Here is a 25,078-nt window from a genome sequence, read left to right on the forward strand (position 1 = left end):
GTTGCGTCCGGCGGATAACTCTACTTATCCGCTGGGGTGTTCGGAATAATTCAGCATCAAATTTCAGAAAATAAATTTCAAAATTAGATTGATGTTATTTGAAACATAGTGATGAAATAGAAATGGATAAATGTTACAGTTGTCGTAATCCGTGACAAAGGAGGAATTGTCAAATGAAATGGATGAAAGGGCTCGTCGTACTCGTCATGATGCTGGTGTTGCTCGTCCCGACTTCGATTGATGCCAAAACCATGTCAAACGCCAAGTACTTGAAGAAACAGTTCGCAGCAGCAGAGAAAGGAACATTGCTGGATGCGAAAGCAAAACTGTATGATCGCTTCATCATCAAAGGAAAAGACGCCAGTTATGGGGTCGACGAAACGGACTGCTGTGTGTTCGGCAAGTTGAAAGGAAAGAATCTGTACTCGGAGTTTCGTTTCAGCGCGAAGTATCCGGAGGATGTCGGTGTCTTGATGACGTTACCGAAGCTCGACGATCGGAAGATCAAGTTAAGTGAGGTCAAGAAAGCACTCGGTAAACCGGATGAGCATGAGAAGCTGAAAAAAGGCGAAGTGCCGGCGAAGATGATTTTCCTGATCAAAAAAGAAAAGTATCTCAACTTCAAGCAAGAAGGTACCTACTATTATAACGTCAGCAAAAAAGCGCTGCTTTGGTTTGATTATGATACAAAAGGATATGTCCGCGCGATTGGTGTTTCTGCGACGGATCGATGATATTTATATTAGACATACGAGAGGGTTCCGGTATTGTGCCGGGATCCTCTTTTCGTTTTTATATAGTCATCGTTTATCAGTAGGATTGGTTGTGAATAGGGTCGCAAAAAACATTTCAAAATATTATACAAGAATAAATAAATTATAAGAATTAATAATAGTGATAGAAAAATGGAAAACGGAAGTTTTTTCTAATTTAGACTTTATTATTTGAAAAGTTATGATAGGATTTTTTTTATGGAGACGAATTGTAATATTTAGTGTAAAAAAGAATGAAAAATTAGGAGGAAATGTAAATGAAAAAAAGTACTTACGTTAACAGCAATATCAACACTCTCTTGTAGGCTTGCTTTTGCACCATAAGCAGATGCGTATAGAGCTACCAAAACTTTGAATAATGTCACGGCAAAAGCGGACTTACCTTATTTCTCTGATTTTAATAATTGCGGAAATTATAAAGCGTACAGCTCTACGACACGGAAGGACTTTAAAAAGTTACAACATCACGTCAGGTTTAATGCAACGGGAGGCAGTGTTTCTTTCGGTGGTGTCGGTGTTAGCGGTAGTGGAACGAGTCCAGGATATTCAAAGTCAACAAAAAGTAAAACATATTATAGTTCAGGAAATGTATGCGGTAGTGGATTTATCATGTACTTAGGAATGTCAACGACTACACATGTGGAGTAGAGCAACCGAACGTATACAGCTACTGCAAAAATTTAATCATTCACACATAATCTAATCATTCCTTTTACACCAACCTTACGCATTATGAACAGGAAATCGATATCATATGAAAAAATTAACCTTTCTTTGTATCAGTTTTTTATTCATATTAGCTGGTTGTAGTCAAGGTGAAGCGTTCCTCATGACGGTAAAGATGATTATGTCGTTTTGAATCTGTATAGCAGTTTGGCCATGGAGTATGAACTCAAGGTGGATGTAGAGGAAATCAAAAATCATCTAAAGAAGAGGGAATGCAATCTTGGCTACTGTGAGAAAGCGGGAAACTATTCATTCGAAACGAGTGTCTATTTAAAAAATATTTTAAATATTTTAGAGGGTGACGAAATTGCTAGGAGGTTTCGATAAATCGATGATATCAATAAAGGTAAATGACATAAGTTTCAGCTATGGAAGTCAAAGGATTCTAGATGACTTCTCGTTAGAAATACAAAAGCCAGGCATTTATTCACTTTTTGGTAAAAGTGGTTGTGGTAAGACGACTTTAATTAATATCTTGTCGTTGATACAGGCTCCTACGCATGGAGAAGTAGTATTGTTCGACCAAACGCTAGATTTTTCAAACAAAGAAAAGATTGATGAGGCACGTAAACAAATCGCTTATTTCTTTCAAGATTTAAATCTCATTGAAGCATTAACCGTACGTGAAAACCTTGAAATCATATCGTTAATTAATCATCAAAACATTGATGAAGAAAGATTGAAGCGATACAGTGAAAAGATCGGGATGTCGAAGAAGCTGGACGTTCCTGTCAACCATCTTTCAGGAGGAGAACGGCAACGGGCTGCTTTCTTAAAAGTCATGATTTTTGAATACAAATTGATTTTGTTAGATGAACCAACGAATAATTTAGATAAGGAAAACATTGAAATGATCATGGATTTACTAAAAGAAATTAAATCCGATAAAATCATCTTAATCGTTACGCATTCTAATTATGTGGTTAGTCAATCAGATCAAACGTTTAATTTCACTGAATTGAATAGAGGAATTGCCGTATGAAAATGACCGTTTTTCATTATATTAAGAAGAAGTATATGAAACAGCTAAAAAAATTAACTACTTTAAATTTTCTGCTCATCATTTTACTGTTGTTTTCTGTCTTTACAATCTTTATCTCAACAGAAAATATTCGAAATAACATTTTAAATAATGAGCGACTTTCAATGGTACTTATCAACGGGTACACTAAAAACGGTGAGTTCACATATGACACAGAAAAGATAAAGAAGATGGATCATGTTAAAGATTTATCGTACGAATACGAGATCCCATTATCGTATTCAGATGGTGATGGGAACCAGGATTTCATGAACTGTCTGACGCTAAATCCTACGACGCGAGATGCCATCAATTATCATAAATCGGTTAAAGGGAACGAAATCATACTACCTGATTCATTTAAAGGAAGTAAGTTGAAGTTCACTGATATGAAGAACAAGCCGTTGCCCTTAAAACAATCCTACTATACAGGATCAGGTATTTTCTTTTTAAAGGATAAATGCTATTTAGCGCCTCAAACCAGCGCAAAATTGGCAGAGGAAATAAGTAAATCAGATAATTATTCTAGTGCTAAGTCGTTGTTAGTCAATATTACGAAAACAGAGTATATCTATGATTTCGTACAAGATTTTAATAACATGTTTGATGAAGAAAAAGCATATGTATACTATCAAGCAGAAGGATTAGAAAAACTTGTAACAGGTTCTAAAATGTCGATGTATCTGTTGATACTCTTCCAAGTAGTGTTACTTGCTATCGTCTTTATCTTCTATAGAAATAGTTTAAATGCGCTGATCAAAACACTAAATAGAGACTTGTTGTCGTTGTATATCAACGGGTTATCGAGTAAAGAAATTTCTCGACAATTTTATTCAACCATCGAATCCATGAATAAAAAAATATATCTGTATTCCTATGCTCTGATTGCATTATTTGCAGTAGGAATGTGGAAATACATGGGAATGCAGCCGCTTCTGATAATGGTCGCTGGATTAGTCGTTCTATTGTCACTCTTGATTGTGTTGAACAAACGATTCGTGAAGCTATTGATTACTCGGAAAATGAAGAAAGAGTTGTCTAACGACAACATCGTGTCCCAGTTGAGAAACTAACGTTGTTCTACATGCCGTAAGAGATAGAGTAGTTTAACATTTTACGTTGTAATGGAATCAGAAGCTTTTTTGATACCCTTTGGTCATTTAACGATCAAGGGGTATTTTTTTATGCTGATACAGTCATTTAGGATGGATGTCATCAAAATTCGATTCTGTAGCTAAAGTTCTTTTGTCATAATCTGATAAGAATAAATCTCGAATCGCTTCAAATGACAGATTCATTGTCTGTAATATTGTTTGTTGTTTTTGCATTTGTTCTCTCGGTGTGATTGCAAACGATTTCATGATACGCTAGGGGACAGAAAAACCTGTCCAGAAAGAAGGAATTCCCATGCATATTCTTGTCATCGATGATGAGGCGAGCATCCGGCATCTCGTCAAACTGCAACTCGAGCTCGATGGTCAGACGGTCGAGACGGCAGTCGACGGAGCAGCAGCACTCGCCTTGCAGGCAACACAACCCTTTGATTTGATCGTCCTCGATTTGATGCTACCGGATACGACCGGTTTCGATTTGATTCCTAAGCTGCGAAAGACGACGCCTGACTTACCAATCTTGATGCTGACCGCGCGTGATCAGATGAACGATAAAATCATCGGGCTGCAGCTCGGAGCGGATGACTATATGACTAAACCGTTCAATGGAACGGAGCTCGTCTTGCGTGTCAAAAACTTATTGAAACGCACGAAGGCGGTCGCGCCACCCGTACCTGTCGTGACCGATCCATTCTTATCGGTTGATCCCGAAGAACGAGTCATTAGGCTCGACGGTCACCCGTTACCACTGACGTACCGGGAGTATGCGTTGCTCGCACTCTTCCTGACGCATCCGAAACGGGTCTTCGAGCGAGATGAACTGCTCGAACAGGTCTGGGGTTTTGACTTCTCCGGTCAGACTCGTGCTGTCGATATCATGGTCCAACGCTTGCGGAAGAAACTCGGAGCGCAAGGCGAACGGATCAAGACGATTTACGGTGTCGGCTACAAGTGGATCGACGCATGAAGCTACGCCAAGTCATTACGGAAAACTTCGTCTTGCTCCTCGTTCCGGCACTGCTAGTACTCTTCTTGATTCTCTATGCCTTCATCCAATCGAATCTCTATGAGAACGCCGTCGATTCTGTCCAAAAACTGAGTCGGGAAGCGGAGCTCTACACAACGAACTACCTCGCAAGTGAAGAGACAGACTCGCTCGCTGATACAGCAGTCCCGATCGCTTCTTACTTAGCAGACCGGTTCGACGCGCGTGTCCAGCTGTTTGGACCAAACGCGGAACTACTCGCCGATTCCGAGCGCGATCAATTACCGCTTCTCGCAGGAGATATCGATCAAGCTTTAAAAGGAAAATCGAGTTATCTGTTCCTGAAGGAGACCGATGTCCCGGTACTGTTCTTCTCAAGCCCGCTGTACGGCAAGACGGACGTCATCGGCTCGGTCCGTTTTCTCGTCGACCTCCGGACGGAAGCCGAACTGCTGCGGCAATTCACCTATGTCTTCACCGGCGTGTTTCTGATCTTGATCGTGATCGCCGTCTGGACGGCGCGTCGGATGGCGAAGACATTAATCGGACCGATCGATGATTTACGGAGCGTTTCGCACGCCTTGACGAAAGGACACTATGCGCATGCGCTACCGGCCTATCCATACGAGGAACTGAACAGACTAGCGGCAGACTTCTCGACGCTTGCTGACGCGATTCAGCACAACATCGGGCAGCTCGAACAACAACGAAGCGACCAACAAACGTTCATCGATCACATCACCCATGAACTCCGAACACCGATGACGGCGATCATGGGCTATGTCGAGTTGATTCCGAAGCTGCCGCCAGACGAAGCGGCACACTGTTACCACTACATCGAGGTCGAGAGCCAGCGCTTATTGCGACTCGTCTCGCATAATCTCGAACAGGCGAAACAACAACGGAACGAACGCCACGTGACGTCGACGATGTTCGCGCTCGATGCCCTGCTCGAAGATACCTTATTCATCATGCAGTTGCGACTTGATGGCCAAGGGATTCAAGTCAAACAGGATGTTCCGCCTATTTACGTGCTCGGGCAACCCGACCAGACGAAACAAGTCTTATTGAACCTTCTCGAGAATGCCGTCAAGTACAGTGACGCGATGACGATGACGTTTTCGACCGTCAGTACGGATACGACCCTCCGACTCCTCATGACGGATGACGGAATCGGCGTTGATCCAGCAGTGCTTGCCGAATGGAAGAAGGAGCAGCATAGTCTGACGACGGCGAGCGGGAACGGACTCGGTCTACCGCTTTGTCGGCGTTTGATGCAGGAACAAGGCGGCGATTTTGCACTGGAAAGTGATATGAGTGGTACACGTATCACATTGACCTTCCGATTAGCGAATCAGACTTAATGTAATCGCTTACAAATGATACATTTACGAAACATTTCGACCGTATTTACGAAACAATTGCCCCGTAATCTAAGAATCAAGCAAGGAGAGGAATCATGAAAGCATCGACCATCGCCTATCTCTTCCTGATGGGCATCTTGTTTGCCCTCGGTCTTCTTTTGCTTCAGCAGACGGTCTTCGGACGCTTACACGTCCTCGATGGACCGAAACGACTGAATGCTTCCGATGACTCGCTCCCGACCGAGTTGACGTTACGTCACCGGGCATGGGGGGAGCAGACGGTAGAAGACGGAACGGAAGTCCAGCGCATCACGACGCTATTGAAGCAAATGAAGACGGTGACAAACGGGACCTGTCCGGCAGGTACAGCGACGTTTACCGGAACGCTCCGTTTCTTGAACGGAACGACATGGACGTTCTCCCTCGGGGAAGGCATGACGCTAAACGGGCAATGTGTCGCGAAACGTCCCAGTACCCAAACGACGTCACTGAAAGCACGATTCTTGAACGCCTATCACGAACCGGAACAGCTCGCGCGTCAGTTCGTCGAGGCGGAAGTCGTGACGTGGTACGCGGGAGGGCGATCTCGTCCTTTGACCGCGCGTGAGCGTGAAGACGTTAAGCGTCGCCTGACGCAGGCAGAGCCGATGACGGACTATGAAGAAGTCGGTCAAGCACTCGATGCCAGTCAGGGACAGCCGCGCATTCTTAAGCTCCAGCGCTTCAAGGATGAGCAGAACACACGTGCCAACCTGCTGAATATCACCGTGTATGAGACATTGTTCAGCGTCCAGTACATGGATGATGACAATGGGAACACGTTCTATTTAAAAGGACAACTCCTGCCAATAGGGAAGGAGGCAAAACGATGAGAAAAGGAATGCTCTTCTTGCTGAGTATCATTTGTCTCATGAGCATTTGGATCGTCCGCAACAATGAACAGACGAAGCAGGGAACGGCTGCACGGGAAACCGTTCCGCATTTGACGGCGTATGTTTCCGCGAAAGAGGATATCGGTCGCGCCTTGCTGTCGTCATATTGTGAACAGGCGGGTTGTACGTATGAGTTCGTCCGCCTGTCGACGGAAGAACTCGTACGACGTGTGACGAAGGAAGCGGATCACCCGCGTGCCGACGTCATCATCGGCGGGACGTGGGACGCCCACCAGACGCTCAAACAACGCGGGTTGTCGACACCGTTCCCAAGCGACATGGATCAAGCGGAACTACAGGATCCGGACCGCTACTGGATCGGCTATGAAGTCGAACGCCTCGCAATCGTCATCAATACGGACGTTTGGAACGAGCGGTTCGGGGCAGCACCGTATCCGAAGACACTCGCTGACTTGACGGCAAAGCGGTATCAGGACGAGTTGATTTTGCCGGATCCGAATCATTCTGGTACCGGTGCGACGATCCTGCAAGCGGTCTTTGACGGATACGGAACGAAGGCGGAAGAGGTCTTACGCCAGCTAATCGAGCGAACACGACTATTCACGGCGAACGGCTTTGCACCGACGTCGTATGTCGCGAGCGGGGAAGCGATGCTTGGGGTCAATTTCATCGGGGATCAACAATCGCTACGCGAAAAGTATTATCCGGTCAAAAGCATCCCACTCGATACGTACTCGATCAACGCGATTTCAAAGGTGAAAGGACGAACGCAACAGAAACAGGCGAATGCCTTCATGCGTTTCGTACTCTCAGCGGACGGTCAGGCTATCTTGCGGAAAGTCTCATTTGGTACGCCGACCTATGCGATCGCGAAGACACAACCGATCCAGCAAAACGTCGGGCAGGATATCGTCGCCGATTACCGGGACTATCTCCGTCGATTCAATCAGCTCCAGGACAAATGATGCGAAGACTCTGATTCAGATGGGGGAAATGGAAGATGGGCTTCTTCAGCATCAAAAAATTGCCGAATGCCGGCATACCAATCGAAGTACAACGGAAACAATGGTTACAGCAATTCTTAAAGGCCTTCTTAGTCGTCTTCTTCTCATATATGGCGATGTATCTCATCCGAAACAACTTCAAGGCGGCGCAACCGCTCTTGAAGGACGAGCTCGGTTTCACGACGACGGAACTCGGTTATATCGGTTTTGCCTTCTCGATTACATACGGGATCGGGAAAACGTTACTCGGCTACTTCGTCGACGGGAAAAACACGAAACGCGTCATCTCGTTCTTATTGATTCTCTCGTCCTTGATCGTCACCGCGATGGGACTCTTGATGAGTGCCGGCGGAAGTCCGGTCGGTCTCTTGATGGTCCTTTGGGGACTCAGCGGGTTCTTCCAATCGGTCGGAGGACCGTCGTCGTACTCGACGATCGCCCGCTGGACACCGTTTGAAAAACGCGGACGCTACCTCGGCTTCTGGAACGTCTCGCACAACATCGGTGGAGCGATTGCCGGTGGTCTCGCGCTTTGGGGAGCGAACGTCTTCTTCAACGGAAGTGTCGTTGGGATGTTCATCTTCCCAGCTGCGATCGCGCTCGCTATCGGGATCGTCGGTTTGTTCATCGGGAAGGATGATCCGGAGGAACTCGGGTGGAATCGGAGTGAAGAAATCTTCGAGGAACCGATCGAACCGGAAAACATTGCTGCTGAAAGTATGACGAAATGGCAAATCTTCAAAACGTACGTCATCTCGAACCCCTGGATCTGGACGCTCTGTATCGCGAACGTCTTCGTTTACATCGTCCGGATCGGGATTGATAACTGGGCGCCGCTCTATGTCACGGAACACTTACACTTCAGTACGGAGAGTGCTGTCAATACGATCTTCTTCTTTGAGATCGGCGCATTATGCGGCAGTATGATTTGGGGTTACGTGTCCGATTTACTGAAAGGACGCCGGGCGCTCGTCGCAGCGATCTGTCTCTTACTGACGGCCGTCGCGGTCCTCGGTTATCGTTACGGGACGAGTGAACTTATGATTTACGCGTCACTATTTGCACTCGGTGCGCTCATCTACGGACCACAGCTCTTGATCGGTGTCTCGGTCATCAGCTTCGCACCAAAACAAGCGACGACGGTCACGAACGGGATGGTCGGTACGTTCGGTTACTTGTTCGGTGATTCAATCGCAAAAGTCGGTCTAGCGAAAATCGCTGATCCGGAAACGAACGGTTTAACGATCGGATCGGTCACGCTGCACGGCTGGAGTGATACATTTGTCATCTTCAATGCGGCGTTACTGTTCGGTTTGATCGCCCTCGCGATCGTCGCCGTCGTCGAGGAGAAAAAGATTCGTCGCCTCGGACTGCTGGAGCGTCAAGCGGATAAATTGAGTTCGTAACAGACACGAGCACCCTCGCCTAATGTAGGAAAGGGTGTTCTTTTAATGAGATAAATAGGCAAGTAAAAGCCCTTCTTCAAGTTTAACGTGACGAATTAAGCGGTAACGGGCGTGCCGGAAAGAGAAGTAGAAGGAAAGATCAACGGTCAGGAGTTGGTTTGCGTAATGCAGATAGGATGGACGAATGAGGTAGGTTTCATCAAAGGATTCGGTATCTTGAGGACAGACATCAAAGACTTCGAACGTGATGGTACGTTTATCGTAGGATCGCATTTGGAGCGTCAACTCGACTGGTAAGTCGCGTTCTAAATTATAACGGGTTAACGGTACAACGGCTTGAAGGTAAATATGTGTCGGTCGAATCGTGACACAGATAGCTGTCATTTCTGGAATTTCTTTTGCTAGTTCGCTTGCAAAGTCATACTCATCCATACTTGCTGCAAGCGTAAAACGACGAAAGGTTTCGATGATATGGCGGCTCAGTTTCATAAAATGGACTCCTCTCTTAGGATTATCAACCTAATTATCCTCTTTTATTTTTTATTAAAGTAAATTAATTCCTCTTAATTAGAGCTTCTTTTTAAAACAATATGATTCATGCATGTTTTTGCGTCGTTCAGGGAACGATTAACCATGTCGATCTGTCGTATTTTTCGAAAGGAGTTTTTTGATGCCTTACTTATCTGGATTTCCATCATCTTATTGGAAACAAAGTGCCCCTGCTACTTCTTATCCCGCTTTGAATCAAGATGCGAAGCATGATGTCGTCATCATCGGGGCTGGTATTGCTGGGCTCGTCACGGCTATGCAACTGACTGAACGAGGATATGATGTAGCCGTGATCGAAGCGGGTGACGTCGCTGCTGGCACGACGGGTTATACGACGGCGAAAGTTTCCTCGCAGCACGGTTTAATTTACGACACTTTAATCAAAACGGTCGGTGAAGAATCGGCGCGACTGTATTATGAAGCAAATGAAGAAGCCATCACGTTTTTACGTCATCAGGTGGAACGACTCGACATTGGGTGTGAACTTGAAACGCAGGACGCGTATCTCTACGCTGCGACATCAAAAGAGCAAGCGATGGAACGAGAAGTAAAAGCCTATGAACGATTGGGATTGAACGGTGGAGAAGCGACGCAAGAGGTTCGGGATAAGTTGCCGTACGATGTCAAAAGTGCTGTCGTCTTGCGCGATCAAGCGCAGTTCCACCCAGTCAAATATCTTCAAGGACTCGCCCGACAAATCGTCCACCAAGGGGGTGCCTTATACGAACGGACACGTGCCGTATCGCTCGAATCGAATCGGACGCCAACTGTCATCCTAGAGAACGGTCACCGAATCGAGGCGAAGAAGGTCGTCATCGCGACCCATTTTCCGTTTCATGACTTCAAAGGCTTGTACTTCTCAAAACTTGAAGTCCATCGCTCGTATATCGTATCGGGTCAGGTCGATGAGACGTTTCCGGACGGGATGTTCATGAGTGCCGATCAACCGAGTCGTTCTCTGCGTCACGCACGGACAGAAGACGGTCGTCTGCTTGGTCTCTTCGGCGGTGAGAATCATCTATCTGGTCACGAGACAGAGACGATGCAGCGGTATCAGCATCTTGCGGATTTTGCAAAGCGTGAATTCCACGTCGAGTCGTTCGGACAATTTTGGTCAGCGCAAGACTTGATCACGCTCGACAAGATCCCCTACATCGGACAGATGACGCCAAATGATCCGAACGTATTCGTTGCGACCGGTTTTGCGAAGTGGGGGATGACGAATGGTATCGCGGCCGGACTGTTGCTCAGCGACTTATTGACGGGAACACCCAACCGTTTTCGGCATCTGTTTGACCCGACCCGTTCGAAGCTAAAGACGAAGGATGCAACGCAGTTCGTCAAGAACAATGCGGACGTCGCGATCGAACTGGTCAAAGGAAAGCTGACGAAAGCGCGTCGCAGTGCCGACGAGTTACAACCGGACGAAGGTGGACTCGTCACGCATCACGGGAAAACGGTCGGTGGTTACCGGGATCCGGAAGGAAAGCTTCATCTCGTCTCGACGACCTGTACCCACATGGGGTGTGATACGAAATGGAATGAGGCGGAACGGTCGTGGGATTGTCCGTGTCATGGTTCACGATTCGGTCCGACAGGAGAGGTGCTAGAAGGACCAGCCGTCAACCCACTCAAATCGATCGAGTAAGCAGAGACGCTTGTCTCTGCTTTTTTAATTTTAAAAATAAACCGTGGACGATTTATGATATGTGGTATAATTACCTGGTAACAAAAATATTTTAGCGCTAAACAATTAGAGTACCGCTTTTGAATCGTGTTGTAGAGGCACCGTCACGACCACCGCTCACTGGCTTCATACTTTAGTTTCACTATTTTACTTAGCGTCGTGAACGCTGAAACAACCCGAGGAGGAAGCACCATTATGAGTAAAGAAAAGATTGCCCAGCTGCGCAAACATGTATCGCCGTTTGAGAAGGCGGACATCAAAGCCAGCGTCCGGCAGATGATCAACACGATTCTGCCATTTCTCGTCCTATGGTTTCTGGCATATGAGGCCCTGAAGCTATCTGTGTTTCTCGCGATCCCGTTGGCAATCCTCGCTGCAGGATTCGTCGTCCGGATGTTCATCATCTTCCATGATTGTACCCATGGTTCATTCTTCAAAAATAAGAAGGCGAACGCCATCGTCGGAACGATCACTGGGATTTTGACGTTATTCCCGTATGAGAAATGGAAACGGGAGCACTCGATCCACCACGCATCAAGTGGGAATCTCGATAAGCGCGGTGTCGGTGACATCTGGGTCATGACGATTGAGGAGTATATCGAAGCATCACGTTTCACACGTCTCAAGTATCGTCTGTACCGGAATCCATTTGTCATGTTTGGTGTTGGACCACTCTTGTTGATTCTTGTCTCGAGCCGCTTCAACCGGAAGGATGCTCGGAAAAAAGAACGCATCAACACACATGTCATCAATGCGTCGCTCGTCGTCTTGTACGGTATCCTGATCTACTTCATCGGCTGGCAAGCCTTCCTGATCATCCAAGGCACGACGATGTTCACAGCAGGTGTCCTCGGAATCTGGTTATTCTACGTCCAGCATACGTTCGAAGACTCATACTTTGAGGATGAGAGCGAATGGGATTACGTCAAGGCAGCAATCGAAGGCAGTTCGTATTACGAGCTACCGAAGGTCTTACAATGGGTGACCGGAAACATCGGCTTCCACCACGTCCACCATCTCAGTCCACGTGTCCCGAATTATCATCTCGAAAAAGCACATGTCTCGACGCCACCGCTTCAGAAGGCGACGAAAATCGGTCTCTTCTCGAGTTTGAAATCGCTTCGGTATAAGCTATACGATGCGAAGAACAGAACGTTCGTAACGTTCCAAGATATTAAACACCTCTTACGCGAGCCGAAGACGTCATCGTTGTAAGCTTTTTACCTCATCCATATGGATGGGGTGTTTTTGTTGTATAAGTTGTAAAAGAGGGAAAGCACAGTAAATGAGAGCAGTGTATGTCCGTCTTTTGGCGTATGTTCACGATAAGCATCCATGGTAGGATGTACAAAGAGAAAGGAGCGTGCATGATGCGCCGTATACCCATTGCTGCTTATGTAGGAGGAGCCATCTTACTTTCCTTATTCGTTTTCAGTTCGATGACCTATCAGCAACAATCCCTGATTCCATTTTTGACGCAACATATGCCGCTCGACTGGGTCTATGCGTTTTCGTTCGTGTCGTTCCATTATGAAGTTCCGATCAGCGTCGCGTCACTCGGACCTGCAGCCTTCCTTGAATTCTTCATTCGGAAAGGCATGCATGCCAGTCTGTTCTTCGTCCTCGGGGTCAGTCTCGTTCATTTTTTGCGCGGTCGAGGGTACGCAGCGTTACCAGCTGCTTTCTTTGCCTTCACGACAGCGATGACGATCGGTGTGTTGGATGAGTTTCATCAATTGTTGACGGGCGGACGTACACCACTCGTTGGAGACGTACTGATCGATGGTAGTGGTGCACTCGTCGGCATCGTCTTATACACTGTCATCCGTCTCTATTTGAAAGCCGATCGGATCGTTCGCGAACAAGAACAACAGCACGCATGAAAATACCCCATCGTCCCAATCCTAGGATTGGGACGATGGGGTATTTTAGCGATTAGAACCGTTGTACCCACTCGATTTTGTACTGAGTGCGTCCGTATTCTCTTCTTAACATGTTGTCGGCTTTTTTTCGTGCTGTCGTATGATCGCCTGCTCGAACATTCAATCGATCCGTGCCGATGATCTCGTCTCCGCGTAATACGTGATACTGGACGGTGTAGTCTTTTTTCGTTAAATTAAATAATCCCAAATCCTTCACTCCCATATTCTTCTTCTTTTTAGTTATTATATGGGCTTCCAGATTTTTCTGCAATATAAAGGAGTGACTATTGTCCCGCCTTTTAATAAAAAGTTAGTGGTTCAAATGGCAGGTTGCTTTATTGTTCGAATTGCGTATAAACGCTAAAAAATTAACAAAAAACGCTCTGAAATAGAATTTTAGAAATTTTATTACATATATAATGAATATTCAGGAAAAAAGTTACGTTATCAAAATGTGGTTGAAAATATATTTTTTCTGCATATTCTTTTGGTGTGTCAGGAAAGGATTCCCTTGGAACTTTGATGGAATAACCGTTAAGATAAGAAGGGATGAGAAAGACGATGAACTAAGCGATAGATGAAGGAGATGACGTATGGAGCAGGAGACGAATGAACGAATCGATCCCGCACAACGGATCAGGAAAGCAGTGACACGAAAAGAGACCGCTTATTTTAGTTTGTTATTAGGTGTCGCCATTTTGACAGTGGGTGGCATCATCGGCTTAGTATTTGAAACAGGTGAGAGTGGTATTTATGCTATGTTCGCGCTAATGATTTTGTTGTTATTACTTTGGTTACGTCAATGGCGACGAGTATCGCGGATTCGAAGTGAAGGGGTTCGTTTGAGTGCGGAGCAGTTCCCAAAATTATTCGAGCAAATCAGCATACATACAGAACAATTGCAGCTATGGCGGATGCCAGAGATCTACTTTCAGAACGATGTGAAACGACCGCATGTCATCGGATTATTTCAAAAGTATTTGATCGTTCTTCCGACGTCATATTTGGAATTGCCAGAGGTACAGCGATTCCAGTTACTGCTTGAACTTGCACGCATTAAACGAAATCATCAAGAAAAGCAGGTGTTGCTTTGGATCGGGAGCTGGGTTCCATTTTTACGTCCGGCTTACATGCGGGCATGCGAACGGACTCGTTATCAGATGGTTCTACCGCTTGTATCCAACGAGTGTGCTCGGCAAGCGATCTTTGAGGATATTCTCGGGCCAACACTTCTTGCGACGACGGATATCGTTTCCTATACAGCGGAGAAGCGTCAGCAACGGACGTTTTCTGTCTTATTGTATGAGAAGCTACAGACCAATCTCTCCATGCTGGAACGGCTTCGCTTGACGGGTGAACCGCTCCATCAACCCCGTCCTTTCCTACGTTATAGTCAAGGAATCATCATCACGCTTAGTGTTCTGACGGTCATGTTCTTCGTCAGTGCAGGGGCAGGGATCTTGCTGAACGAAGCGGGAACGCAAACGGCAGCTAGTAACGACACGGCGACGGCAAAAACGAACGATCAGGATTTAAATGAGACGGAATTGATGGCAGCGATTCAAAAAGGAAAGCTCGAAGATATCCATCGCTTGATTCCGGAAAGTGATATGAAAGCAGTCGATGCCGATGGGGATACGGCGTTGCATTACCTCGGATATCGTAAATCCAGCACGGGACTCGAATCGGTCTTTAAGGAATTACTTGCAGCAGGCAGTGATGTCGATGCTGTCAATGAGTTCGGCGAGCGACCGTTCATTACAGCAGTCTTCAGTAACAACGATGAACTCGTCGACCTATACTTGAAGCGAGGCGAAAAGGTCAATCAACAAGATGCCGACAAGTTCACGCCTCTTCATCATGCTGTTGAAGGGGAAGGCAAAGAGACAGTCAAACTCTTACTTGAGCATGGTGCTGATCCGACGATTAAAAACGCAGATGGCTTCACGCCACTTATGTTGGCACAAGAGTATGAACTCGATGAAATCATTGAGCTGTTGAAGCAAAACTCAGCGCAGACACTATAACATAACAACCGCAGGCGTTCTCGAACGAATCGAGAAGACCTGCGGTTGTTTTTTGTTCGTATTAGTTTGGAAGTTTTGATGTATCGACGATGCGACCTTCAATCTTGTAGTCGACTTGACCGAGTGATTTCGTGAAATCACGTAGGTTTTCCCAGTCAGAGAGACCGAGGTCCGTGACGCGACCAGCTTTGTAAGCCGTCTCGAATGGTGTGAGACCATCGCCACCTTTAGCTGTGAAGGCATTCGTTGCGATGACATATGTCTTCGCTGGATCGATGACTTCGAATGTACCGTTATTGTTCACTTCCATCTTCGTGACGCGTTCACCGGCCGCTTTTGTGCTATCGTATTCGAATTTCATACCAGAGACATGGAGGAAACCACCGTTTTCTTTTGGCGCAACCCCAACACTGATTTCAAGAAGAGTCTTGATTTCTTCACCGGTCATCTTCGCTGTCGCGAGCGTGTTACCGAATGGAAGCGTCGTTAAGACTTCACCGACAGTAAGTGGTCCGGCATCAATGGCAGCACGGATCCCTCCACCGTTTTGCATCGCGATGACTGTATCCTTATTGTATTCTTTCGCTTTTTTGAGCATACCATCCGTGATCAAGTTTCCGAGAGCCGTTTCACTGTTGCGGACACTGATTTCGCCGCGTGGGTTTGGAAGGGCATTAACGATATTCGCACCGACTTCTTCGTTTTTCAACTCAGCGATTTGATCCGCATATGGCTTAAGGATTTCAGCCGCACGCACATCTTCTTTTGCTGTAGAAACATCAATCAATGAACCGTTATACTCAGTCAATTTCCCTTTGTAGTCGAACGTCAAGTCAAGATTTCCGAGGAAATCACCGTATTGGTAGGCTTGAGCGATGATTGTCGGTTCTGTTTTGCCTGGAACGACCGTCTTATCAACGACGACCGGTTTTTCAAGTTTCGTGTGCGAGTGACCGCCGACGATGACATCAATCCCGTCAACATTCCGTGCGAGCAATTTATCGTTATCGATTGCTTCGTTGTCATCAAAACCGATGTGTGTCAATGCTACGATTTTATTGACGCCACGATCTTCAAGCTTTTTGACAGCAGCTTTAGCGCTAGCAATATAGTTTGCAAACGCAACCGTACCTGGGCTTGCGATATCTTTCGTCTCTTCTGTCGTCAGACCGAAGAAACCGATTTTTTGACCTTTGTATTCCTTGATGATGCCTTGATAGATCTTGCCGCGCTCCGGCCCTGCAGTGATTGTTTTCTTTTGTAGACCATTGAACGACTTATTTTTGCTGAAATCGACGTTCGCCGTGATGAACGGGAATTTCGCCTTAGTGACGAAGTTCTTCAAGGCGATGTTATTGTCAGTATCCCCAAGATCGAACTCATGGTTACCGAACGTCATCATGTCGTATTTCATATAGTTCATCAGTTCAAGATCCGCTTGACCGAGGAACTTGTTGAAGTAGAGTGTCCCAGAGAAGACATCACCTGCATCTAATAGAAGCGATGGTTTACCTTCTGCACGGTAAGCTGCGCGAAGTTCTTTGATGACTGTCGCACGTTTTGGTGTCTTATCGAGGTTCGCGTGCGTATCGTTCGTATGCATCAAACCGATCGAGAAGTCATCCGTGTTGACGTCGAGAACTGTGATTTTTGCTTTTAATGTAATTGTCTTTCCGAGGCGTGTATAACTTGCGACCGCATATTTCACACCCGCTTCGCTCGTATCGACCTTCGACCAACGGACTGGTTTGTCTTGAATACGACCTGTAGCATAAAGAATACCTAATGTTTTTGGCAATTCTGGTTTTTGATCGACATAGATTGTTTGAGCTTCCACTTTTTCAATGATCTTTACAGCATAGTTCTGAATGTAGATTTTAATCTCAATCGGATTCTTTTTCTTACCGTATGTGCCTTTGACCGTTTGGTAACGGTTGAACGCATGGCGATCGTACGATTTCCATGTGATCTTCTCACCTTTATATGTAGCAGGGAGTTTGACCGGAGCACCTTTCGTGAAGACGAGTGACTTGAGTTTGACCGTTTTGACTTTGACATGCGTTGCAGCCGAAACTGTCGTTTGGGCAACCGGCACGATTGCCGATGTCGTCAGGGCGACAGCCACAGCTGCCGCGTAAAGCGGTTTTGATTTGTACATACGTAAAAATCCTCCTTCAAGAGTGGGGTATGAATGCAAGGTCGTGATGCGATCGTTGACCTCTTCTTCTACTATAAAGGGTTTGGAAAGCTTCGTGGGATGAACCTTTTGTAAATAACGTAAATTCTTAGGTCCGACAACATGACAACCCACGGGAGTCGTTCGTTTGATAGGATTCAAATCCGAACGTTCGCTTTCTCTCTTAAATGATAACGCTTTCATTATATCTTGTCTTGGATAAAAATGAAACGAAAGAATATGAACAATCGTTAAACATTTCCATTAAATGTCGATTTTTTAGTGGTCGAAAATTGCTAAATATTGTATGATGTCAATATACAAGCAGTTCGGATGAAAAGGGGCAACGCTGGATGAATGATACGATTCGAGGAGGCGTTCTTGTCGGCATTATTTGTGTGATTACGGTCCTCCTCGTATGGGGGCTTGCTTCGCCACCGACGACGATCGAATTTCCGCATTTTAATCACGCATGAAGGAAGCAAACTAGGAGATGACCGGTGGTTACCCGCCGGTTTTTTCGTGTCTGAAAAACTACAGTTTGGTGTCGGTTCGTCCAATACATTGACACGCTTTTTCCCGATGGCTAGAATTGATTAAGTGTATATAGGAAGTATTGCTTCTATCATGCACGAGTAAACGAAGAAGGAGGCGATTCAGAATCGACCGGGCAAGGTCCCGTTCACGCGGAGGGAGCGTTCGTTTGAGCAATCGCGGACGGCATCCGTCTTTTTTGAGTGGAATCAACGAATATGAAAATAAAATACATGTATCATGAATCGGAAGGAACTTACACTTATGCTGAAAGAAATGAGAAGTATCATCCGGGAACAGGTCGATAATTTCCCCCTGATTCGCCGGTTGGCGCGATATGAAATCAAATCAGCGCATGCAGAGCAGCGCCTTGGCCTTTTATGGGAGCTCCTCAATCCGGGTCTCCAAATCTTCATCTACTGGTTCGTCTTCGGGGTCGGTCTGCGCGGAAATAAAGACGTCGATGGAAACATTCCATTCATCGTCTGGCTCCTTTGCGGGATCGTCGTCTGGTTCTTCATCAATGATGCGTTGCTTCGGGGATCGAATTCGATCAACAGCCGTCTCGCGATGGTAACGAAGATGCGTTTCCCGATGAGTGCGATTCCATCGTATGTCATCTTGTCACGGATGTATCAACATTTTGCGATGCTTGCCATCGTCATCGTCGTCATCATTGCAAACGGCATCCCGATCACATGGAAACTGCTTCAATTGCCGTATTATATGATTGCCACATACATTTTCGTCTATGCCTTTTCGCTTTGTTTTTCGACTCTCGTCACACTCGTCAAGGACATCCAGCTCTTCTTGCAATCAATGATGCGGATGCTCTTTTATATGACACCGATCCTTTGGAACATCGAGCGGTTCCCGGACGTCTTGCATGGTGTCCTACGCTTGAATCCAGTCTACTATCTCGTCGAGGGATACCGGGCGAGCTTGCTCGGCGGACATTGGGTCTGGCAAGAATGGCCAACGGGTCTGTACTTCTGGAGTGTCACGCTCCTCTTATTCTCAGCCGGAACGTTCTTGCACATCAAGTTCCGTAAATCATTCACTGAGCTCGTTTAAGGGAAGGAAATCGCCATGTCTATGATTAAACTCGACCATGTCACGAAACGCTTCGACATGGTCACGACTACGAAAGAAAAATTCAAGCTCTTGTTCAAAAATCAAAGCAAGAGCGTTAAAACATTTACAGCTTTACGTGATATCTCACTTGAGATCGGAAAAGGAGAAGTCGTCGGTCTCGTCGGGATCAACGGTTCGGGTAAATCGACGCTCTCGAATCTGATTTCAGGAATCATCTACGCGAACGAAGGAAACGTCGCGATCAACGGAGAAGTCGCGATCATCGCCGTGTCCCAAGGATTGAAGAACGTGCTGACAGGACGCGAGAACATTCGCTTGAAATGTCTCCTGCTTGGGATGGACGATGCGGAAATCGACCGTCGGATGCCTGGAATCATCGATTTCGCGGATATCGGTGACTTCATTGATCAGCCAATCAAGAAATACTCGAGTGGGATGAAGTCACGACTTGGCTTCGCAATCGCCGTCAATGTCGATGCCGACATCTTGATCGTCGATGAAGCATTATCGGTCGGTGACCAAACCTTCTATAACCGTTGTATCGATAAGATGAACGAATTCAAGGACGAAGGCAAGACGATCATCTTCGTCAGTCACTCGCTCTCGCAAATCAAGAGTTTCTGTGAGCGTGTCGTCTGGCTCGAATACGGTCAAGTTCGACTCGACGGGACGACGAAGGATGTCTTACCGGAATATAAGAAGTTCCTCGCAGAATATAAGAAATGGTCAAAAGAGGAACAACATCAGTACCGTCGCGATCGCTTGAAGGAACAAGCAGCGAATGCGCGGTCCGGAAAAGAAAACGTCGATGCTGACGTCAACGTAAAACATCCTGGCTGGATTTTATCAGGTCTCGGATTACTCGCGATTGCGGCAGGTAGTTTGATGGTCATTGACGAGACACCGTCTTTGACGAATCTTAGCGACGCAATCATGAAGTTCTTCTAACGTTTTACCAGATGCCTCTGCGCATCTGGTTTTTTTGTGCCTAAAGAGTAGGAATCCTGAAACGTAATGGAGAAAACTAGTAAATGAGAGAAGAAATATCGGAAGAGTATGCGAATTCATCGAAAAAACGGAGTCGAGGACTCCGTTTTCATCAGGTTTGTGAGCGATCCATATACGTTTTGACGCGTGGCGCTTCATATGTGGCGAAGCGTTCCAAGAGACAATCCGGATCCGATTCGACGATCAGCATCGCTCGGTGTTCGGGAATCAAGAATCCTTGACATTCCATCGTGTCGAACAGGGTAATCAAGGGGTCATAATACCCGTCAATGTTGAGTACACCACACGGTTTTTCATGCAGACCGAGTTGAGCCCATGTGAAGACTTCGAAAAACTCTTCCATCGTTCCGGGTCCGCCAGGAAGAATAATGAAGCCATCAGCAAGCTCTGACATCTTTGCTTTCCGCTCGTGCATTGAGTAGACGAGATGCAATTCAGTCAGTCCCGGGTGTGCTAACTCCTTCTCTTGTAGAAAGTGGGGGAGGACACCGATCGCTTGACCTTGAGCCGCAAGCGTAGCGTCCGCGATAGCTCCCATCGTTCCAACGCGGGAACCGCCGTATACGAGTCCGATGTCGCGTGCGGCGAGCGCTTGACCAAGCGTACCTGCTACCTCGCGAAAGACAGGATGCGCGCCATCTTTAGAACCACAAAATACTGCAAGTCTATTCATGAACAGAACCTCCTTTGTTATTGTCACCATAGCACATTCGGTGAGCGGACGGCAGAGGAGACCAGGAAGGAGATCGGTATGCGACCACGTACGATTGTTTGGCTCGTCCTAATTATCGCAGCAATCAATTTGGGACTTGGGATATGGATGCCGGATACGTCGACTCGGACAACAATTAGTTCGATACTACTAGGTGTGATTCTCATACTCGGTATATTTTATGTCATCGCGTTACGACAATCATCAAAATAAAGAGAGCTGGTTCGACTCGTATGAGTTGGACTAGCTCTCTTTATGTCTGTTACGAAATTTTATAATAGTTAAATATTCAGAAAAATCTATTTTCATACACAAGTTCTACATATTGATGGATGATTTGTAAGAAAAACGTATTTTTCGGGACATATGACCCGAGCCAAAAGTAATGGAAAGTGAAAATAATGTGTAAAATACCATAATTATTCGTATTCGAATATTCAGAGAGGGTCTAAGGTTATATGATGTTGTTACGAAGCCATACGAAAAATAATAGGAGGTTATTTAAATGAACTTGAAAAAGAAATTAGGTTTAGCGATTGCAGCTTTATCATTGTCTGTTACTGTTGGTGCTGGCGTTGCTAGTCAGCTTGAAACTAATGTAGCGATTAAAGGATTGCCACTCGAGTACTCAGAAAGAACAGACCTAGCGATTAAAGGATTGCCACTCGAGTACTCAGAAAGAACAGACCTAGCGATTAAAGGACTGCCACTCGAGTATTCAGAAAGAACAGACTTAGCGATCAAAGGATTACCACTTGAGTATGCTCCAGCTTTCGATGTAGCGATCAAAGGATTGCCTTTAGAGTATTCACAAAAAACAGATGTGGCTATTGATGGAATTCCACTTGAGTACGCAGTAAAACGAGCTTAATTGAAATTCGTACATTGATACAGCTATTTGGCTAGATATTCTTCTTTCATCGTTTTAATAATTTTTTGATACTCTTTCATTCCTAATAATTCAAACAAAAAATATGATTTATCAAAAGTTCTAATAATTTCTTGTGATGGAGCACCTAATTTATCTAAACAAGCAGCTCTTTGAGAGTACAATTGTCCGAGTAACGACATATCTTTAAATTTTAAGCTTGTTTCAATTGCTTCATCAATTATAGTAAGTGCTCGATTATGTTTTTGAAATTCTAAAAGAATCTTTGAAAAATTATACGAAATTCTAATTCGATCGACGATTAAATCATCATTGTCAAAGTTGAGATTTAATATTTCTTCATAAACATTGATACTGTATTGAAAACTTCTATTTTCAGAATACAGATTCGCAATCGCAGATTTAATTCGAATTAGCATATTTGGTGAATAATATGAAGTGGAGTATTCATTAGATAGATTTTGGAGCTCTACTATACATGTACGGTAATCGATTTTTCCTAGTCGATACGAGCAAATGAAGAAATAATATTTATATAATAATGAATGTTCAAATGAAGTATTAGCGTTAGATAGTGCGACTTTACTTTGTTTATAAATGCCTTCAAAGTCCTGATTTCTAAATTTATAAAGTAATTCTTCGTCAATCGTTCGTAAATTCGTTTGTTGATTTGTAGGGTCTAAGAACGCTGACAATGGAACTTGTAATCGCTTTGATAAAGCGTACAATAATTCGACTGTCGGCGAATGCGTACCACTCTCGATCTTACTGATCTCTGCTTGACTGCAAATTCCGTTTGATAAATCTTTTTGTGTCAGATTATGTTTCTTTCGCAGTCGGCGTAATGCTAAGCCGATTTGCGGTGACATGAATTGATCCATCGGCTCCTCGTCCTTTCGTGAAGATTGAACTGGTACAGGGTACCAATTTCTATTATAGAAGCGAACTGAACGGGATACCACTGATTTACTAGATTTCGTATCAATGTTTCAACGACCATCTCACTTGATTCAGAAAGGGGTACAACCATGACACTCATCCTAAAAGAAACGCGACGTAACATGACTTCATGCGCTTGGTGTCTTAATCCTGCTACCGTCTCCGTCGCCCCCCTCGCTCATCGGGAAATGGACCGGACTAATACGAAACCAAAAGCAAATGTTAAATCGGCTTAATACACACAAAAAGGACTTCATTCGGATCGTAGAGAATGAAGCCCTTTTTTCAATCACTTGACGAGAAAGGAGAGAGGACATGATCGGATTATCACTTTTATCGGAACAAGACGGCTGGTTACAACGTTCCTTGCCATCTACCGCGATGCAGACTTTTTGTGAGAGACATCGTATTTCAATCGATGCCTTTGATTATGATACGCATACGTTTCATGATTTACTCGATTACATGGATTTTCAGGAATATGAGCACTACGTCTTCGTCCTCCAAGGAGAAGGGGAGCGTACGTTGCGTCTCGTTGCCTATTTGCAACACGAGATGCTACACGTCCAATTTCATTTGATCCGGCAGAACGGGGAGGTTCTGTTCGGTCAACCGGATTTCCTGAACGGTCTCTTCTTACCGCAGGAAGAGATACCGGTTTCGGCATCCGTTCCGGCTGTTCATCATGCTCTCCTTTCGTTGATGACGGGTGTCTATCCCGCATCCGTGCCGCACCATCCACAACCGCTGCGTCATGTCTACATCGAGGACAGCTCATTGTTGGACCGGATTCCAGTAGACAGTTTTCAAATGATGACGATCAATAGTGTCATCTATTTTGACCATCCGATGCGGCACGATCTGCCGATCATCGAACTGATGAGCCGGACCCCGATTTTGTTGACGTTTTCAGATCGTTTATCTCCGTCACTTGCATCACAGCTGACAGTCTTATCTCGCGACGCACTTGCCGAGCGGTTACAAGACTGGCAGCAAACGGGGCGCATTCAAAACGAACAATCGATGGGGATTCTCGATTATGCGACAGTAAGCGGATTACGCGTCTCGCATCGCCTGTTCTTTTTTGCGGATGGGATTTACGCTGATCGACAAAAAACGATTCAGTTGAGTGCGGATATTTCAATCGATATTGAATGTCTTCGAGAACAGCAACCTCAACCGGAGGCGCTCGCGTCGCAAACGGAACTGGAGTTATTTCCGTTGTTGTATCAACTGGCAGGATCGTTTCAAGGGACGAGCCGTTTCATCACACCGTACTCTGATCTCGAACTACCTCGGACATCCGGACGAATCGGACCGTTGACGTTGATCGGCATTCAAAATGAGGAAGGGTGTTTTGCGTTCGACCGAACGACGTTACGCCTGTTCGAGACGAACGAAGCATTCCTCTGGATTTTAGAAGCGGATCAAAAGGAACAATTCGACGTGTTGCCAGAGCGACTCGGCGCAGACTATGCGGAAGCGATTCAGCATTACAAGGAGTTGATGTATCATGGGTGAGGTCTTATTTGGTCCGTTCTTGCGCAAGGGTAGCTACTCCCGCGTCCAAGTGCTCGATCATGTACAGGGAGATGAACGATTTGGTCGATTGTACCAAGAAGCACAACAGTTAAATGAAGTCGATGAGTTGATGCTCTATCGACGTTATCTACAAAAAGGAGAGCGGATCCTATTTTACGGAACGTTTGATCCATCCCTTTTTAATCTTTTGTCGGACGAGGGGTATGACCTTTATCTGATTGAACCGGAAGCTTCGCGGACGAAGCAAATCGCAAAGGAGTATCAGCATAAGATTTACGGCTGGAGTCATGACGTGACGGACGTCGTCGGACCTGAGTATTTTGACCGGATCATCTTACCGGGAACGACGATTTTACGTTATACGCGTGGGGAACTGCTGTTGTTCTTCCGCAACATCCGTCAACTGCTACGACAGGGAGGACGCTTGCTCGTGTCCTTGTATCACATCGATCACCTGAAATCAATTGTCCATCCGATTGCGACACGACGCTTTCAAAAGACATTACTTTTCTATGGCTATCACATCGATGGGGAGCGTCTTTTGTTCAACGCTTATCTCAAATCCGGACAAGAGGAAAAAGTCAGTTATGCGGTCGAATATCTATACGAACCAAAAACGCTGTTTGAATTTGCGACGTTATCGCGTTATCATGGACAATTTCTATATGAAGGAAAGACAATGATGGTATTGGAGTTCGAAAAACAATAAGTACA

At 45.6% G+C, this 25,078-nt stretch carries 25 protein-coding genes; 20 read left to right on the forward strand and 5 right to left on the reverse strand.

All coding sequences use genetic code 11. The features are described 5' to 3' along the window. The first annotated feature begins 173 nt into the window (after window positions 1-173). From HZS85_RS00905 to uhpT, 8 genes are all read left to right on the forward strand, one after another. On the forward strand, window positions 174-734 hold the full coding sequence (locus HZS85_RS00905) for a hypothetical protein (protein ID WP_214852201.1): 561 nt from the start codon (window positions 174-176) through the stop codon (window positions 732-734). A gap of 1,096 nt (window positions 735-1,830) precedes the next feature. Further along, entirely contained in the window at window positions 1,831-2,481 is a 651-nt protein-coding gene (locus HZS85_RS00910) for an ATP-binding cassette domain-containing protein (protein WP_214852202.1), read from the forward strand. After that, entirely contained in the window at window positions 2,478-3,593 is a 1,116-nt protein-coding gene (locus HZS85_RS00915; RefSeq protein ID WP_214852203.1) for a hypothetical protein, read from the forward strand. The genes HZS85_RS00910 and HZS85_RS00915 overlap by 4 nt, the downstream gene beginning before the upstream one ends. Window positions 3,594-3,927: 334 nt before the next feature. Beyond that, window positions 3,928-4,599 (forward strand): response regulator transcription factor, encoded by a 672-nt coding sequence (locus tag HZS85_RS00920; RefSeq protein WP_214852205.1) that lies wholly within the window; start codon window positions 3,928-3,930, stop codon window positions 4,597-4,599. Continuing rightward, on the forward strand, window positions 4,596-5,981 hold the full coding sequence (locus HZS85_RS00925) for a sensor histidine kinase (protein WP_214852207.1): 1,386 nt from the start codon (window positions 4,596-4,598) through the stop codon (window positions 5,979-5,981). Before HZS85_RS00920 ends, HZS85_RS00925 begins: the two co-directional genes overlap by 4 nt. Window positions 5,982-6,076: 95 nt before the next feature. Beyond that, window positions 6,077-6,853 (forward strand): DUF3919 family protein, encoded by a 777-nt coding sequence (locus HZS85_RS00930; protein WP_214852209.1) that lies wholly within the window; start codon window positions 6,077-6,079, stop codon window positions 6,851-6,853. Continuing rightward, on the forward strand, window positions 6,850-7,839 hold the full coding sequence (locus HZS85_RS00935) for an ABC transporter substrate-binding protein (RefSeq protein ID WP_214852215.1): 990 nt from the start codon (window positions 6,850-6,852) through the stop codon (window positions 7,837-7,839). Before HZS85_RS00930 ends, HZS85_RS00935 begins: the two co-directional genes overlap by 4 nt. Window positions 7,840-7,874: 35 nt before the next feature. Further along, window positions 7,875-9,284, forward strand: a complete 1,410-nt coding sequence (uhpT, locus tag HZS85_RS00940) for a hexose-6-phosphate:phosphate antiporter (RefSeq protein ID WP_214852228.1) — start codon at window positions 7,875-7,877, stop codon at window positions 9,282-9,284. Window positions 9,285-9,326: 42 nt separating this feature from the next. Here the strand turns inward: uhpT and HZS85_RS00945 are convergent, their stop codons facing one another. Beyond that, window positions 9,327-9,773 carry a hypothetical protein gene (locus HZS85_RS00945; RefSeq protein WP_214852230.1) on the reverse strand — a complete coding sequence of 149 codons (447 nt, stop codon included), beginning with the start codon at window positions 9,771-9,773 and terminating at the stop codon, window positions 9,327-9,329. A gap of 181 nt (window positions 9,774-9,954) precedes the next feature. Between HZS85_RS00945 and HZS85_RS16845 the strand changes: the two genes are divergently transcribed. The 3 genes from HZS85_RS16845 to HZS85_RS00960 all read left to right on the forward strand — a co-directional run bounded on the left by HZS85_RS16845 (window position 9,955) and on the right by HZS85_RS00960 (window position 13,403). Further along, the gene (locus HZS85_RS16845) at window positions 9,955-11,481 is read left to right on the forward strand and encodes an FAD-dependent oxidoreductase (RefSeq protein ID WP_214852232.1); all 1,527 of its coding nucleotides are present in this window, start codon (window positions 9,955-9,957) and stop codon (window positions 11,479-11,481) included. Between the two features lie 234 nt (window positions 11,482-11,715). Then, window positions 11,716-12,735 carry a Delta(5) desaturase DesA gene (gene desA / locus HZS85_RS00955; RefSeq protein ID WP_214852234.1) on the forward strand — a complete coding sequence of 340 codons (1,020 nt, stop codon included), beginning with the start codon at window positions 11,716-11,718 and terminating at the stop codon, window positions 12,733-12,735. Window positions 12,736-12,890: 155 nt separating this feature from the next. Next, window positions 12,891-13,403: a VanZ family protein gene (locus HZS85_RS00960; protein WP_035410449.1), complete on the forward strand. Its 513-nt coding sequence runs from the start codon at window positions 12,891-12,893 to the stop codon at window positions 13,401-13,403. A gap of 52 nt (window positions 13,404-13,455) precedes the next feature. Here the strand turns inward: HZS85_RS00960 and HZS85_RS00965 are convergent, their stop codons facing one another. Continuing rightward, a complete protein-coding gene (locus tag HZS85_RS00965; RefSeq protein WP_214852236.1) occupies window positions 13,456-13,650 on the reverse strand; it encodes a hypothetical protein in 195 nt (64 codons plus the stop codon). A 385-nt stretch (window positions 13,651-14,035) separates the two neighbouring features. On the opposite strand from HZS85_RS00965, the gene HZS85_RS00970 reads away from it, so the two are divergent. Further along, window positions 14,036-15,469 carry an ankyrin repeat domain-containing protein gene (locus HZS85_RS00970; RefSeq protein WP_214852238.1) on the forward strand — a complete coding sequence of 478 codons (1,434 nt, stop codon included), beginning with the start codon at window positions 14,036-14,038 and terminating at the stop codon, window positions 15,467-15,469. A 61-nt stretch (window positions 15,470-15,530) separates the two neighbouring features. On the opposite strand, the gene HZS85_RS00975 is transcribed toward HZS85_RS00970, so the two are convergent. Further along, window positions 15,531-17,627 carry a 5'-nucleotidase C-terminal domain-containing protein gene (locus tag HZS85_RS00975; RefSeq protein WP_214852240.1) on the reverse strand — a complete coding sequence of 699 codons (2,097 nt, stop codon included), beginning with the start codon at window positions 17,625-17,627 and terminating at the stop codon, window positions 15,531-15,533. A gap of 371 nt (window positions 17,628-17,998) precedes the next feature. On the opposite strand from HZS85_RS00975, the gene HZS85_RS16850 reads away from it, so the two are divergent. From HZS85_RS16850 to HZS85_RS00985, 3 genes are all read left to right on the forward strand, one after another. Continuing rightward, the gene (locus tag HZS85_RS16850; protein ID WP_255359374.1) at window positions 17,999-18,121 is read left to right on the forward strand and encodes a hypothetical protein; all 123 of its coding nucleotides are present in this window, start codon (window positions 17,999-18,001) and stop codon (window positions 18,119-18,121) included. A gap of 322 nt (window positions 18,122-18,443) precedes the next feature. Beyond that, the gene (locus HZS85_RS00980; RefSeq protein WP_214730036.1) at window positions 18,444-19,253 is read left to right on the forward strand and encodes an ABC transporter permease; all 810 of its coding nucleotides are present in this window, start codon (window positions 18,444-18,446) and stop codon (window positions 19,251-19,253) included. A 15-nt stretch (window positions 19,254-19,268) separates the two neighbouring features. Beyond that, complete coding sequence (locus HZS85_RS00985) at window positions 19,269-20,222, forward strand: ABC transporter ATP-binding protein (protein WP_214852242.1); 954 nt, start codon at window positions 19,269-19,271, stop codon at window positions 20,220-20,222. A gap of 151 nt (window positions 20,223-20,373) precedes the next feature. On the opposite strand, the gene HZS85_RS00990 is transcribed toward HZS85_RS00985, so the two are convergent. Next, a complete protein-coding gene (locus HZS85_RS00990; RefSeq protein WP_214852244.1) occupies window positions 20,374-20,955 on the reverse strand; it encodes an LOG family protein in 582 nt (193 codons plus the stop codon). A 78-nt stretch (window positions 20,956-21,033) separates the two neighbouring features. Between HZS85_RS00990 and HZS85_RS00995 the strand changes: the two genes are divergently transcribed. Beyond that, the gene (locus HZS85_RS00995; protein ID WP_200934380.1) at window positions 21,034-21,207 is read left to right on the forward strand and encodes a hypothetical protein; all 174 of its coding nucleotides are present in this window, start codon (window positions 21,034-21,036) and stop codon (window positions 21,205-21,207) included. Between the two features lie 292 nt (window positions 21,208-21,499). Continuing rightward, the gene (locus HZS85_RS01000) at window positions 21,500-21,865 is read left to right on the forward strand and encodes a hypothetical protein (protein ID WP_214852246.1); all 366 of its coding nucleotides are present in this window, start codon (window positions 21,500-21,502) and stop codon (window positions 21,863-21,865) included. Window positions 21,866-21,888: 23 nt separating this feature from the next. On the opposite strand, the gene HZS85_RS01005 is transcribed toward HZS85_RS01000, so the two are convergent. After that, a complete protein-coding gene (locus tag HZS85_RS01005) occupies window positions 21,889-22,764 on the reverse strand; it encodes a helix-turn-helix domain-containing protein (RefSeq protein WP_214852253.1) in 876 nt (291 codons plus the stop codon). Between the two features lie 147 nt (window positions 22,765-22,911). On the opposite strand from HZS85_RS01005, the gene HZS85_RS01010 reads away from it, so the two are divergent. The 3 genes from HZS85_RS01010 (at window position 22,912) to HZS85_RS01020 (ending at window position 25,073) form a co-directional block, all read left to right on the forward strand. Beyond that, window positions 22,912-23,058, forward strand: a complete 147-nt coding sequence (locus HZS85_RS01010) for a hypothetical protein (protein ID WP_214729303.1) — start codon at window positions 22,912-22,914, stop codon at window positions 23,056-23,058. 79 nt (window positions 23,059-23,137) lie between these two features. Continuing rightward, window positions 23,138-24,343: a hypothetical protein gene (locus tag HZS85_RS01015; RefSeq protein ID WP_214852255.1), complete on the forward strand. Its 1,206-nt coding sequence runs from the start codon at window positions 23,138-23,140 to the stop codon at window positions 24,341-24,343. Then, a complete protein-coding gene (locus tag HZS85_RS01020) occupies window positions 24,336-25,073 on the forward strand; it encodes a class I SAM-dependent methyltransferase (RefSeq protein ID WP_251137780.1) in 738 nt (245 codons plus the stop codon). Before HZS85_RS01015 ends, HZS85_RS01020 begins: the two co-directional genes overlap by 8 nt. Window positions 25,074-25,078: the final 5 nt, after the last annotated feature.

The sequence above is a fragment of the Exiguobacterium sp. s130 genome (assembly GCF_018619055.1).
Lineage (GTDB): Bacteria > Bacillota > Bacilli > Exiguobacteriales > Exiguobacteriaceae > Exiguobacterium_A.